General features: G+C 46.5%; 17 protein-coding genes. 13 read left to right on the forward strand and 4 right to left on the reverse strand.

Annotated features, from left to right (window positions below):
* Positions 1-26 precede the first annotated feature (26 nt).
* Both MKZ09_RS03985 and MKZ09_RS03990 read right to left on the reverse strand, forming a co-directional pair.
* The gene (locus MKZ09_RS03985) at positions 27-965 is read right to left on the reverse strand and encodes a hypothetical protein (RefSeq protein ID WP_081389072.1); all 939 of its coding nucleotides are present in this window, start codon (positions 963-965) and stop codon (positions 27-29) included.
* Positions 966-1,015: 50 nt separating this feature from the next.
* Positions 1,016-1,678, reverse strand: a complete 663-nt coding sequence (locus MKZ09_RS03990) for a DUF1129 family protein (protein WP_076208500.1) — start codon at positions 1,676-1,678, stop codon at positions 1,016-1,018.
* Positions 1,679-1,861: 183 nt separating this feature from the next.
* Between MKZ09_RS03990 and MKZ09_RS03995 the strand changes: the two genes are divergently transcribed.
* From MKZ09_RS03995 to MKZ09_RS04040, 10 genes are all read left to right on the forward strand, one after another.
* Positions 1,862-2,062 carry a hypothetical protein gene (locus MKZ09_RS03995; RefSeq protein WP_036680885.1) on the forward strand — a complete coding sequence of 67 codons (201 nt, stop codon included), beginning with the start codon at positions 1,862-1,864 and terminating at the stop codon, positions 2,060-2,062.
* A 476-nt stretch (positions 2,063-2,538) separates the two neighbouring features.
* Positions 2,539-2,922 carry a hypothetical protein gene (locus MKZ09_RS04000; protein WP_076208502.1) on the forward strand — a complete coding sequence of 128 codons (384 nt, stop codon included), beginning with the start codon at positions 2,539-2,541 and terminating at the stop codon, positions 2,920-2,922.
* Between the two features lie 131 nt (positions 2,923-3,053).
* Positions 3,054-3,884 (forward strand): alpha/beta hydrolase family protein, encoded by an 831-nt coding sequence (locus tag MKZ09_RS04005; protein WP_076195105.1) that lies wholly within the window; start codon positions 3,054-3,056, stop codon positions 3,882-3,884.
* 85 nt (positions 3,885-3,969) lie between these two features.
* Positions 3,970-4,746, forward strand: a complete 777-nt coding sequence (locus MKZ09_RS04010; RefSeq protein ID WP_076208503.1) for a DODA-type extradiol aromatic ring-opening family dioxygenase — start codon at positions 3,970-3,972, stop codon at positions 4,744-4,746.
* Positions 4,747-4,950: 204 nt separating this feature from the next.
* Positions 4,951-6,048, forward strand: a complete 1,098-nt coding sequence (locus MKZ09_RS04015; protein ID WP_076208504.1) for a DUF3048 domain-containing protein — start codon at positions 4,951-4,953, stop codon at positions 6,046-6,048.
* A 202-nt stretch (positions 6,049-6,250) separates the two neighbouring features.
* Positions 6,251-6,868 (forward strand): DUF47 domain-containing protein, encoded by a 618-nt coding sequence (locus MKZ09_RS04020; RefSeq protein ID WP_036686871.1) that lies wholly within the window; start codon positions 6,251-6,253, stop codon positions 6,866-6,868.
* 13 nt (positions 6,869-6,881) lie between these two features.
* Positions 6,882-7,874: an inorganic phosphate transporter gene (locus MKZ09_RS04025; RefSeq protein ID WP_036686873.1), complete on the forward strand. Its 993-nt coding sequence runs from the start codon at positions 6,882-6,884 to the stop codon at positions 7,872-7,874.
* 73 nt (positions 7,875-7,947) lie between these two features.
* Positions 7,948-8,163 (forward strand): hypothetical protein, encoded by a 216-nt coding sequence (locus tag MKZ09_RS04030; RefSeq protein ID WP_076208505.1) that lies wholly within the window; start codon positions 7,948-7,950, stop codon positions 8,161-8,163.
* 18 nt (positions 8,164-8,181) lie between these two features.
* Positions 8,182-8,373 carry a hypothetical protein gene (locus MKZ09_RS04035; protein WP_076208506.1) on the forward strand — a complete coding sequence of 64 codons (192 nt, stop codon included), beginning with the start codon at positions 8,182-8,184 and terminating at the stop codon, positions 8,371-8,373.
* 113 nt (positions 8,374-8,486) lie between these two features.
* The gene (locus tag MKZ09_RS04040) at positions 8,487-8,840 is read left to right on the forward strand and encodes a hypothetical protein (RefSeq protein ID WP_076208507.1); all 354 of its coding nucleotides are present in this window, start codon (positions 8,487-8,489) and stop codon (positions 8,838-8,840) included.
* A gap of 332 nt (positions 8,841-9,172) precedes the next feature.
* On the opposite strand, the gene MKZ09_RS04045 is transcribed toward MKZ09_RS04040, so the two are convergent.
* Complete coding sequence (locus tag MKZ09_RS04045) at positions 9,173-9,346, reverse strand: hypothetical protein (RefSeq protein WP_341040617.1); 174 nt, start codon at positions 9,344-9,346, stop codon at positions 9,173-9,175.
* 513 nt (positions 9,347-9,859) lie between these two features.
* Here MKZ09_RS04045 and corA point away from each other — a divergent pair.
* Positions 9,860-10,819, forward strand: a complete 960-nt coding sequence (corA, locus tag MKZ09_RS04050; protein WP_036680727.1) for a magnesium/cobalt transporter CorA — start codon at positions 9,860-9,862, stop codon at positions 10,817-10,819.
* A gap of 83 nt (positions 10,820-10,902) precedes the next feature.
* On the opposite strand, the gene MKZ09_RS04055 is transcribed toward corA, so the two are convergent.
* Positions 10,903-11,463, reverse strand: coding sequence for a hypothetical protein (locus MKZ09_RS04055; RefSeq protein ID WP_038568686.1), 561 nt, complete (start codon positions 11,461-11,463; stop codon positions 10,903-10,905).
* A gap of 429 nt (positions 11,464-11,892) precedes the next feature.
* On the opposite strand from MKZ09_RS04055, the gene MKZ09_RS04060 reads away from it, so the two are divergent.
* Both MKZ09_RS04060 and MKZ09_RS04065 read left to right on the forward strand, forming a co-directional pair.
* Entirely contained in the window at positions 11,893-12,183 is a 291-nt protein-coding gene (locus MKZ09_RS04060) for a YerC/YecD family TrpR-related protein (RefSeq protein ID WP_019913624.1), read from the forward strand.
* A 3-nt stretch (positions 12,184-12,186) separates the two neighbouring features.
* A complete protein-coding gene (locus MKZ09_RS04065; protein WP_076207556.1) occupies positions 12,187-12,957 on the forward strand; it encodes a sirohydrochlorin chelatase in 771 nt (256 codons plus the stop codon).
* Positions 12,958-13,025 lie beyond the last annotated feature (68 nt).

Here is a 13,025-nt window from a genome sequence, read left to right on the forward strand (position 1 = left end):
AGGGACGGGCTTTTGTGATTTCTTTATTAGAGAGGTAATGAAGTCTTACGATATTGCTCGACCTCATCGGTCAATTTATAGCTATTGTCTTTCATTAATTTCATGAAGCTATCCAGCTTTTGTAGAAATGGGCTGTTGTCATTATTTTTGGTCAGAATACTGGAGTAAGCCTTTTGCGCCTCCAAATCCATTTCCAGATTGTCATAATGGAAGAGAGGAGTGTTATTCTGGCCGTAAAACGTATTATTCACATACATAGTGTACAAGGCTTTTACAGCAGAAATTCGGTTTGATTTCGGATGATTTTGAATGAATTGCTCTTGAGATAAAGCTCTGGCTGCTACCTCAGTCCAGGCGATAACTAGCCCGTTGTCCTTGGAAGAGGGCAGGTCCGATTCGGTGGCCATAATGGTAATATAAGCGCTGATATCATTGGTAACGTATAGCTTGTACTTGCGGTAAGCCCCATAATCGATCACCGGGAAAAAAGTACCCTCTGCTGTCTCCAGCTTATATCCGCTTTCGCTGGCACTTTTCAGCAGTGTACGCAGCTGGAGATCATCAGTAATAGCAGCAAGAGAAGACATGCTGGCGCCTGCTTTATAAATGGCGGTGAGCTTCCGCTGGACAGTGCTGGTACTGAATTTACTTTCCCAGGCTTGCAGTGCAGCTTTATGCAGATTCTCAAGCTTCAGGGTCAGCACTGTTGCACGATACGACCCTACTGCATACATATTGGAGTTCAAATATTTTATGGCTTCGGGTAACTTGTCAGAGGTAGATAATAGCGGTAATGCAGCTTTATAGACAGCCTCTGCATGATTATTGCTAGCTGCTTGAGGAATTGCCTTAGCGCCTTCCCCAGCAGGGCTGGTAGCACCTTCGGCGTGAATAGCACTGGGCAATATGCCTAGCCCTAAGGCTATAGCTAGAACGGAGTAGAGAATATGATGCTTCTTAATCATGGAAGTTTCCCCCTATCTATCGGATGGAATAAAGTTTTTAGCCTAGGTATTTATTTTTTGAAAAATATAAATTTCAGTCCCAACCCCCCAATGATGCACAGAATTAAGCTTACCCACGGGGATATTGTAATGACCGGAAATAACCGATCGAGGAACATGCCGATAAATACAGCAGCTACTGCGATGCCAATATAGATGCCAAGGCTTTTTATATCAAAAGGCTTGGCACTGGGTGCATCGCTTTCCGACAAGGAAGACATCCATTTCATAATGAGTTCAATTAAGATAATGGATCCTACTCCCACAGCGAGCAGGGTGAAAAGGCTGATCTGTCCGAACATTCCAGGTGAATCGTCAGTCCATTGGAAGAAGAGTCCACCGATTGCCAATATCCCAAAAAGACAGGTCAGAGCTGCGCAGGGAATCATCAAGTAATAGTTCCATTTACTGCGCACCGGGCGCCCGGGAACACTGTCTATGATTTCTTTAAAATAATCGTGCGGATTCTCGCCAAAAACCTGCTTGGCATTTTTCCCTTTACGTTGTTCCTTCAACAGCAGCTTGGCCGCATCCAGCAAAAGTTCCTCTCCGCGCAGGGGTTCAATTCGACTGGCCCGCATTGCAAGGATCATATCTTCTAAATAGGAGCGATTGAAGGGCGTCAACTGCTCACGCAGGGCGTTATTTTCCTTAATCATATCTTTCACTTTCATAATTTGGATGTAAACCTCCAGTGTTGTTAATCGGTATAGTCTTTAACCTAGAGTATACGTTTGCATGACAGGTCTACGCAAGGACAACCATTTCTATGGCGATATGCATAATCCTTTTAGAAGAGTGAACACTGATAATGTTGTTGCTTGATCAATATAGCATTGGGAAAGGTTGGGAGCTTTATGGAACATGAGAACAAGAAAGAACAGGGAAGATCCATGGGCAACGGTTTCGAGCCTACGCCCAATAATTCAATGGGGGATTGGGGCGGCTCCGATGGATTCAGCATGTGGGATTCCGCAGAAGATGCTCCCGAGGGCTTACTTAAGGATTGGGAAGGCAGCCATGAAACCCATGAGATGTTTAACGACAGCTACGATTGATTAACAACCCTGGTCATTCATCTCGAAAAAACAACAGAGCAGCTATCCTCCGATCTGGGGATCGCTGCTTTTTGTTTTTTGGTGGGGATTTGGGGAATGGTAGGTGCCGCACGACCTGAAGCCAAAGCCAAAGCCAAAGCCAAGCACCCCCGGAACCCGGAACCCCGGAACCCGGAACCCCGGAACCCCGGAACCCGGAACCCCGGAACCCGGAACCCCGGAACCCGGAACCCCGGAACCCGGAACCCGGAACCCCCGGTTTCGTAGCATCCACCATCTTTCGGACTCAGATGACGTTATTTGCCAAATTATCGCCTTTTCAGCACAGTTTCGGACTCCAGTGACGCTATTGCTCGAAAAGAAGCTTGTATTTGCTGTTTTTCAGGGTGATAGCGACTATAGGGTCCGATAGAATTCAAAAAGTGTGCTGAAACTGCGAATAGGGTCTTCTGAGTCCGATAGAGCCGCAGAATTCGATGAAGCTACTGAGTCCGCTGGAACTGCTGAATTCGAAGGAGCCGCTGAGTCCGATGAACCTACTGAGTTCGATGGAGCGGGTGAGTCCGATGAAGCTACTGAGTCCGATGGAGCAGGTGAGTCCGATAGAGCTACTGAATCCGAAGGAGCTGCTGAATCCGATGAAGCAGGTGAGTCCGATAGAGCTACTGAATCCGGAGGAGCTGCTGAGTCCGATGAAGCTACTGAGTCCGAAGGAACCGCCGAGTCCGATAGAGCTGCTGAATCCCGCGATTGGCGGTTCCAATCCACTCGACGTGGGTGCCCCAGAGCATCCTCATGACTTACAGGATACCCTGTTTGTCGTGCAGACTCTAATGCCCAATACTCCGTGCGTTTATTAAGAATTGTCCCCTTGCTGTTGACAATATGAACGAAATCTTTATAATTAGATTATAATTCATACTAAGTTAATCGGAATTCTAATAAATTAAAATAAATTAAATGATAAATATAATTATAGGAGGATGCGGCAATGGAACGGAATATTGTAATCCGGCATAACGGAGAAGAATTGACGGCGAGCATACATTACCCGAACAAAGAGAAGGGAACCTCTTCGCGTTGCAAGGATAGACTGCCATTAGCCGTGATCTGCCACGGATTTGTGGGGAATCGGATTGGTGTAGACCGGATTTTTGTGAAGGCGGCTCGTGAGCTGGCACAAGAGGGATATATGGTTATTCGTTTTGATTATGTGGGCTGCGGCGAGAGCAGCGGGAATTATGGCGGCGAAGACATGGAATCGATGATCGCTCAGACTAGAGCAGTGCTGGATTACGGAATTAGCTCTGCTGATGTGGACCCACAGCGCGTGACGCTGATTGGCCATAGCCTGGGTGGCGCGGTGGCGCTGCTGACAAGTATTCGCGATCGCCGCGTGAAGAATCTCGTGTTATGGGCCTCTGTTGGTTATCCTTTCAATGATATTGTGAAAATTGTAGGGCGGGAGGCTTATGATCGTGCTGTGAAGAATGGATCAGCCGATTATGTGGGCTACTCGTTTACGCCGGTATATTTTAATTCTTTGGCGGCTTTTCAGCCCTTCCAAGAAGCGAGCAAATTTAGCGGCGATGTACTCGTTATTCATGGCACCTCTGATGATGTCATTCCGGTGGATTACGCTTTTCTTTATCAGAAGCTGTTCTGGACACGTCCGGAAGGACGGTGCGATAAAGAGATCATTTTTCAAGGGGATCACACCTTTTCTTCTGGACCGGCGCAGCAGCAGCTGCTTAAGCGGACTATAGAATGGATGAATGAACAAGAGCATCTGCAGACAGAGTGGCAGAATTGGATGATTTAGGAGAAGGTTTTTATTCGCATTAACTTGCAATAAGCGGTAAAATAAAGATGCACACCATATACTGGGTTATGGAGGTTGGCATCCTATGAAATTACCGTCATTTTTTATTGCGCACGGTTCTCCGCTCCTCGCACTGGAGGATAACGAGTATACCCGTTTTCTGGAGCGGCTTGGTCAAGAACTTGAAGCGCCACGCGGTATAGTAGTTTTCTCAGCGCATTGGGATAGCCCTGAACAGCTACTTACCGTTGATGAACTGCACGAGACACAGCATGACTTCTACGGATTCCCTGAAGAAGTTTACACGCTGACCTATCCGGCCCCGGGCGATCCGGCCCTAACAAGACGGATTTCTGAGCTCTTCAAGGATAACAATCTATCACATCAGCCCGTTCTGGGGCGAGGACTCGATCATGGAGTCTGGGTGATACTGAAAAAAATGTTCCCCAACGCCGACATTCCGGTAGTTGCTTTATCCGTCGATTCCCTGCGCTCTCCCAAGGAGCAGTACAATATCGGGCGGATGTTAGCACCGCTTCGTGACGAAGGCATACTGCTGATTGGAAGCGGTGGACTTGTTCACAATTTGCGGATGCTAAGTGAAAGTGAGCAGCCTGAGGATTGGGCACTTGAATTCGATGCCTGGATTGCCAAGGGACTAGAAGTCTGGGATTTGCCTTCACTTTTTGCGTATGAGAAAAAAGCTCCACATGTACGCGATGCGGTTCCTTCTTATGGAAGAGAGCATTTTGCACCTCTCTTTTACGCGATGGGAACAGCGGATGGCAGCAGGAAGGCAGAGCGGATTTTTCAGGCTTATCAGTATGGGACATTAAGTCTGAATTGCTGGAAGCTAGACTAACTGAATGAATAAGAGACCCGCAGGGTGCAGCCGCAATGGCTGTACCCTTTTTTTAATATAAGAATTTATCTATTCCATGCTATAAAATTTCCTTATGCTTGCTATGAAAAAAGGGAGAAGGTGATCAAGACAAATGGGACTGACTGTGATTAAATGGAAGGAATCAGTGAGTTTCATAAAACGTTTAGGAGGAACTACAAGCTTATGAAAGTAAATTGCTCTTCTTCCCGTCTGTTATCTGCCATTGTACTGATCACCCTATTGCTCTCCGCTTGCGGAACACAGAGTGCAAATAATGAGATCACCCCGACACAGCAGCCTACCGCAGAGCCCACACCTATCGAAACGATTCAACCCTCACCTACTATTGATCCCGCTGCTGAGCTCGTATCCGGATTAACAGGTCTTCCAGTTTCTGAAGACAGTCTTCCACGTCCCTTGGCCGTAATGATAAATAATGCTCCTGCCGCCCGGCCGCAATCGGGGGTTAGTGAAGCAGATATTTTGTTTGAGATTCTCGCCGAAGGTGGCATTACGCGGTTGATTGGTATTTTTCAGAGCCATACAGGTGTGGTGAAAATCGGACCGATTCGCAGCATCCGCCCCTATTTGCTGGATATTGGCGAGAGCTACGGTGGTGTGACGGTGCATGCAGGAGGGAGTCCGGCGGCGTATGCCATTTTGCAAAAAGAGAAAAAAGAAGATATGGACGAGATCGGCCGTGCCGGAGCTTATTTTTGGCGGGATAAAGCGCGAAAAGCACCTCATAACCTGTACAGCAACGCAGCCAAACTGCGGGAAGGTGCCGAAAAGCTTGGGTTTGCGCAAAGTGTGAAGGTGCCCGGGTATCTTTTTAATAATCCAGACTACATACCGGCAGACGGAGAGAAAGCCGCTGAATTTAGCATAAACTATCTGCTCAAAAGTTATAAAGTTGACTATAAATATGATCCTAAACGTCAGACCTATCAGCGTTATGTGAATGACAAACCTCATTTGGATCTAAATAACGATAATCCGGTGGAAGCGGCCAATGTGATGGTTATTGGAGCCGATCATAAAGTGCTTGATGATGTCGGAAGACTTCAGATTGATGTGGAGCTTGGCGGGGAAGCGTTGCTTTTTCAGCGGGGACAGGTCACCAAAGGCAGATGGTCGCGTGAACCAGGGGATGTGATCCGCTTTGTGAGGGATGGAAAAGAAGAGCTGATGTATCCAGGAATTACCCATATTTTGGTGGTCCCTAATGCGCCTTCATTTAGCAGTCATGTGGTATATGGCGGGGCGGATGGTACAACATAAGAAAGTCGGAATATCCAGTGTTATACAGATTTGTGTTCGGAATAATGGGTATGTGTTAATAGAGTGTAAAAAAGTTCATTTCTATAGCTTCTATACCTTGTACGGATATGATAAGATAACAAGGGTTGTCATTCATTTTCATGCTTTTTACATATGAATGGCTCTGTATTCACGGTAATTTTATGTAAAGGGGTTTAAAACAATGAAGTTGAGAAAAAAGGACATATTCTTTGAGACGCTGGAAAATATGGCCGATACTATTGTCCAAGCTGCAGATTATTTTGCTCAGAATATCACTGATCTCCGGAATAATGTCGATAATTTCGCTGCAGAGATGAAAAAGTACGAATCCCAATGTGATACTTACACGCACACCGTCATCAAAGAATTGAACAAGACGTTTATTACGCCGCTTGAACGTGACGACATTATGGACTTGATCACAAGCATGGATGATGTCATCGATGGTCTGGAGGCATCCGCCTCACGTTTCTATATGTACAACCTTCTTGACCCGGATGAATACATTGTACAATTCGCCGAAATCCTTCGTCAGTGTGCTTATGAAATCCAAAAAGCAGTTCATTTGCTCTCCCAGAAGAAATTGTTGGCGATCCGTGAATATACAATCCGTCTGAATGACCTTGAGAATCAAGGGGACGAAGTGCTTCGTATTTGTACTAAGGTCCTGTTCGAAACTGTAAAAGACCCGATTGAGCTGATTAAACGCAAGGAACTGTATGAGCGGCTCGAGACCACTACAGACAAATGTGAAGATGTAGCCAACATGTTGGAATCGATCATCATGCGCAACTCATAAGGGGTACTAGAATATGGAAACATCTATATGGATTCTTGGAATTGTTATATTTCTCGCGCTTGCGTTTGACTTTATCAATGGATTCCATGATACGGCCAACGCAATTGCTACCTCTGTCTCAACACGTGCCTTAAAACCGCGAACAGCAATTATTATGGCAGCACTGATGAACTTTGTTGGGGCCTTGATGTTTACAGGTGTGGCCAAAAAAATCGGCGGAAGTATCACCGACCCGACCTTGCTTGAAAATGGGTTGGATATCATAATAGCCACGCTGATTGCTTCGATTATTTGGAATTTGATTACTTGGTGGCTCGGGATTCCATCCTCATCGTCTCATGCACTGATCGGCGCTTTAGCGGGTGCAGTATACGTGGGAGCAGGCTCAGCACACATCAATTGGGGCGGGTTTGTGGAAATTGTCGAAGGACTGATTTTCTCCCCAATCATTGCGTTTGTTATCGGTTATATTATCATGACCATCCTGAAATGGATCTTTGCTAAGCGTAGTCCACATACGGTCAACAAGGGTTTCCGCTCTATGCAGGTCCTTACGGCAGCGTTACAGTCGTTCACACATGGTACAAATGATGCGCAAAAAGCGATGGGGATCATTACTTTTGCACTCGTTACCTCAGGACGTCAAGAAACTATGGATGTTATCCCTTTGTGGGTTAAGATAGCTGCAGCTACGGCTATGGCGCTCGGTACCTCCATTGGCGGTTGGAAAATTATTAAGACTATGGGCACGAAGATTTTCAAAATCGAACCTATTAACGGTTTCGCGGCTGATATTTCCGCGGCATCTGTTATTTTCTCAGCAACGCTGCTGCATTTGCCAGTAAGCTCAACGCATGCGATCACATCAGCGATCCTCGGGGTTGGCTCTGCCAAACGTTTCTCTGCAGTGAAATGGGGAGTAGCCGGACGTATTGTGGTCACTTGGTTCATCACGATTCCAATCAGTGCGGTATTAGCAGGTCTGATTTTCAAAATCATTTTTTAAACACCCTTTAATAAAGATGTCAGTTAGCCATTGGGCTGCGGACATCTTTTTTTGTTATGTGGACATGAGGAGAATGAAGAATATACGGTATAAATCCCGTAGAAATGGTGGAATTCGGCGAGGGGGAGGAATATACGGTATAAATCCCGCAGAAATGACGGAGTTTGGCGTCGGAGGGAGAATGTACGGTATAAATCCCGTAGAAATGACGGAGTTTGGTGATGGAGGGAGAAAGAACGGTATAAATCCCGTAGAAGTGACGAAGTTTGGCGTTGGAGGGAGAATGTAAGGTATAAATCCCGTAGAAATGACGAAGTTTGGCGTTGGAGCGAAAATGTACGGTATAAATCCCGTAGAAATGACGAAGTTTGGCGTTGGAGGGGGAATGTACGGTATAAATCCCGTAGAAGTGACGAAGTTTGGCGCTGGATGGGGAATGTACGGTATAAATCCCGTAGAAATGACGGAGTTTGGCGTTAGAGGGGAATGTACGGTATAAATCCCGTAGAAGTGACGAAGTTTGGCGTTGGAGGGAGAAAGAACGGTATAAATCCCGTAGAAATGACGAAGTTTGGTGATGGAGGGAGAATGTAAGGTATAAATCCCGTAGAAATGACGGAGTTTGGTGATGGAGGGAGAAAGAACGGTATAAATCCCGTAGAAATGATGGAGTTTGGCGTTGGAGCGAAAATGTACGGTATAAATCCCGCTGAATTTACGAAATTCGAGGGTGGTGGACAAAAAGAAGAGCATAACTGCCCTAGAATTGGAGACACTTCGTCGAAGAAGCAGAAAGAAAGGCATAAATGCCTTACAATTCGTGGAATAGCGTCGAAGAAGTATAAGGAAGGGCATATATGTCTTAGAATGACGAAACCTGACTTGTATGAAGGTGGAGCAGACCAACGTAAAACATTTCAAGGGAACCCAGCGCACCGAAGTCCAGTTCATCGTAACGTAACCTAGCCCAAATTAACTCAGCCCAGTCCAACTTACCTTATTTCAGCAAAAATCCAGCGCACCGAAGTCCAACTCTGCACAAAGTAACCTAGCCCAAATTAACTCAGCCTAGCCCCACGTAACACATTTCAACGGAACCCTGCGCACCTAAATCCAGTTCATCGTAACGTAACCTAGCACAAATTAAATCAGCACAGTCCAACGTAACACATTTCAACGGAACCCTGCGCACCTAAATCCAGTCCATTGTAAAGTAACCTAGATCCAACTAACTCAACGCAGCCCAAATTAACTCAGTCCAGCCCCGCGTAACACATTTCAACGGAACCCTACGCACCTTAATCCAGTCCATCGTAACGCAACCCAACCCAACCCAACCCAACCCAACCCAACCCAACCCAACCCAACCCAACCCAACCCAACCCAACCCAACCCAACCCAACCCAACCCAACCCAACCCAACCCAACCCAACCCAACCCAACCCAACCCAACCCAACCCAACCCAACCCAACCTCTTCCTTTCTCCCTGCTTTTCTGCCGTCCATGAGCATCACTATATTCACAATTCCTGCCCGGAACTTCACAGTTCCGATGCAAGGATTGCATCCCAATCCCACAAATCACTACCAGCCCAAAGTAAACCATATGTTACTTACGGTAAATGAACGCTAGGCGATGGACTCAATCTTTTGCGAAATCAAGGCCAGTCTGCTTACGATCGAAGAGTTGTTTACCATCCCAAAGGAGCACTTTTTCACCAACTAATTAGTAAAAATAGCGATAGTAATTCACAGCTATGAATTTGTCTCACTCATAAACCCGATACCGACAGCAGAGAATAAGGATAGCTCGCCCCCAGCCCCCACCCTTACACAAATGAATCGAGCATTAACGAACGACGAAGCACCAAATGTTTTTTAGTCTAGCTTGAGCGGTGCTGTTGGCTATGTTTTTTGCTTTTTGGAAGACTTGTCTTCTTGCTGTACAATAGAGGCGTGGAAGAAGATGAAGCGGAGGAACATTTATGATACGTACACTTGTTGTCACACATAAAGGTGAGGTGCTGACAGAGATCCCTCTGCAAAATATCCGGCTGGAGGATTATGCTTGGATATGGGCAGATTTTGCTACGCCTACGCCAGAAGAAACGCTTTTGCTGGATCAATATTTTCATTTTCACCCCTTGGCGATAGAAGATTGTATGCATGTATTGCAGCGGCCGAAGCTGGATCATTATGAGAATGTGCAGTTTTTTGTGCTGCATGCGCTGAATGAGCGGACGTTGGATGCTGAGGAGGTTGACCTATTTTTAAGCTCGAACTTTCTTGTCTCCTATCACCATCAGGAAAAAGCAGAGATGAATGAAGCGTGGGAACAAGTGAAGAGCGAAATACATAGTCGAAAAGGCTGGTCGGGTGGGCCGATGGCAGCTGCCTATACGGTGATGGACAAGCTGGTGGACAAGTATTTTCCATGTCTCTACAGTTTAGAGGACGAGCTTGCGGATCTGGAGAGTAGCGGCAGCAGTGAGTCGGTTGAGGAACTGATGAGCCAAGTGTTTGGCGTGCGCGGAAGGCTGCTCAAAATGCGGCGGACGATTGTGCCAATGCGCGATTTGATGTACCGGATCGTGAATTCACAGCATGTTCAGAGCAACGGCGAGGAACGGATTTATTTTGGCGACATTTATGATCATCTGCTAAAGCTCTCCGATATGATTGAGGCTGATCGGGAAATGACCGCGGATTTGCGTGACAGCTACATTTCACTCAATTCCAACCGGATGAATTCGATTATGAAAACACTAACGGTAATCACGACCGTATTCATGCCGCTGACGCTTATCGCCGGGATCTACGGGATGAACTTTGTGAAGATGCCTGAACTAGAGTGGAAGTATGGTTATTTTGGTGTGCTGCTGTTTATGCTGGTAGTTGGTTTTGGGATGTTCCGATGGTTCCGACGGAGTGGCTGGTTTAAGTAAGAATAGAGCAGAAAGCGCCAACAGCAAATCTCTTTCCCGCGAGAATTGCTGTTTTTCTGGTGCATAGCTAGAAAACGTCACCGCTATTTGCGGCGACGTTTTCCGGTGGAAGAAGTAGAGCGCCGGCGAGTAGTTGTAGTAGATTTGCGACGGGGTGAGGTGGAACGCTTTTTTTTGCGGCGATTAGGACTGTACAGGGCGGCATCCTCTTCGGCGGCTAGTGCGCCTGCTGCGCCTTTGTTTTTACCGAAGCTACCCATGAACAGCTTAACCATTGGAGCCATCTGCTGGAAGCCGGACATCACCTTTTGTACTTTACCCATAGAGTTTACGATCCCGTCAATGCCGCCCATACGATCGATGATGCCTTTGATTTGCTCCATATTCCCACCAATTCCGCCACCGCCTCCTAAGCCGCTGAGCAGCCCGGCAAGCCCGCCGCTTGCTTTTGTTGCAGCTTCAGCTGCAGGGAGCGCTAGCGCAGTTTCGGTGGCAGCTTCTGCTCCTAAAGCAGGAAGGATTCCGGTCTCACCGGGGAGAGCTGAGGGCGCATATGAACTGAGGCCGGGGTAGGCAGAGGCATTATACGAATCGCTCAGTGAACGCTGATTCCGGCGGGAATGATTATAGTAATGATCAGGCATAATATCACATTCCTTTGTTAGTGGTCTGCTATACTGTATGTCATGGGCGAACATACGGTATAGACGAATGCCCGGGTAATAGGGATAGGAGCGGAAAAGGGCGTATGCCTATAAACAGGTTAAAGTAGTGAAGAAACCGTGTACGAGCTTGATTTTCGGCGCTTTTGTAGTACTATAGTGTAGGCGATAATTCTTATGTAGAGAAAAATACTTGTATTGGGGTACATAAATGGTGTGCGCGTGGGGTGGACGTTTGTCCATCATTTTCGTTCTTTACAGCGTGAAATCGTTAATGCTTGAAAAATGCGCTCCAGTGCAATATAGTAAAGGCAGGATAGTGACATTAGGTTGATGTTTCCGGAGCTAGTTTTGTACGGAGCTTAATCAGAGAAACTAATGCTGATAGAACTTTTAGGGGATGAAAAATTGATGCAACTTAAGAAGTTAAATGATAAAAGTATAGACCAATTATTTGAAGCCATTTTAACATTAAAGAATATGGAAGAATGTTATGTTTTCTTTGATGACTTGTGCACCGTGAACGAGATTCAATCGCTGTCGCAACGACTGGAAGTAGCGCGTATGCTCGGCAAAGGCTCGACCTACAATCAGATCGAAGCAGAGACAGGAGCAAGTACAGCTACTATTTCCCGTGTAAAACGTTGCTTGAACTACGGAAATGATGGTTATAAATTAACGCTGGAACGTTTGGGACGCTAATTTATGGTACCGGGCGTACTTATTATCAGTCACGGCTCCCGCGACGAGGTTTGGGTGTCGATCGTGGAAGAGGCCGTAAGCGAATTATCGCTAGATGAAGAGATGCCAGTGGTGGTCTCTTTTTTAGAGCTGGTAGAGGGCCGTCTGATTCAAGATGGAATAAATGAACTGGAACATGCAGGGGTCACAGATATAATTGTGATCCCATTGTTCGTTTCCTCGGGAAGCACACATGTCGATGAAATAGAATATGCACTTGGGGCTAAACCTGAACCTGAACGTGAGACCGATTTAGAGCCGTTCCACGTGAAGGCTAAGGTTCACTATGGTTATCCTGTCGACGATGACCCGGACATCGCTGTGATGATCTGGGACAAGCTTCGTAAGCTGTCTACGAAACCTGAACGTGAGACAATTCTGTTGGTGGGTCATGGCAGCATCTATGAGGGCTTCCGCCAGCGTTGGCAGCAGGGCATCTCTTCACTGGCAGGACGTGTACGTGAGGTGAGCGGCGTAGCGGCGGCCGATTACGGTCTGCTGAATCCGGACAGTGTAAGAAGCAAAGTGGAGTATTGGCAGGAGCAGGGTCACGAGGTGTTGGTGGCGCCGCTTTTTTTGAGTGAAGGTTATTTCACTAAACATGTGGTTCCGAACAGACTTAAAGGGTTAACCTATAAGTATTCTGGCCAGACGCTTTTGCCGCATCCGCTTCTTCCGCATTGGATTGAGAGACAGGTAGAGACACTCCTCGAACAGATTCGAAAAAAGAGTTAAAAAGCTTCCTTTTTAGTCCACTTAATCATGAAAAATAGTGCCCATTTCCGTGGATAATACGGGATTTG

It is taken from the genome of Paenibacillus sp. FSL R5-0908, assembly GCF_038006245.1.
Classification (GTDB): domain Bacteria; phylum Bacillota; class Bacilli; order Paenibacillales; family Paenibacillaceae; genus Paenibacillus_AQ; species Paenibacillus_AQ odorifer.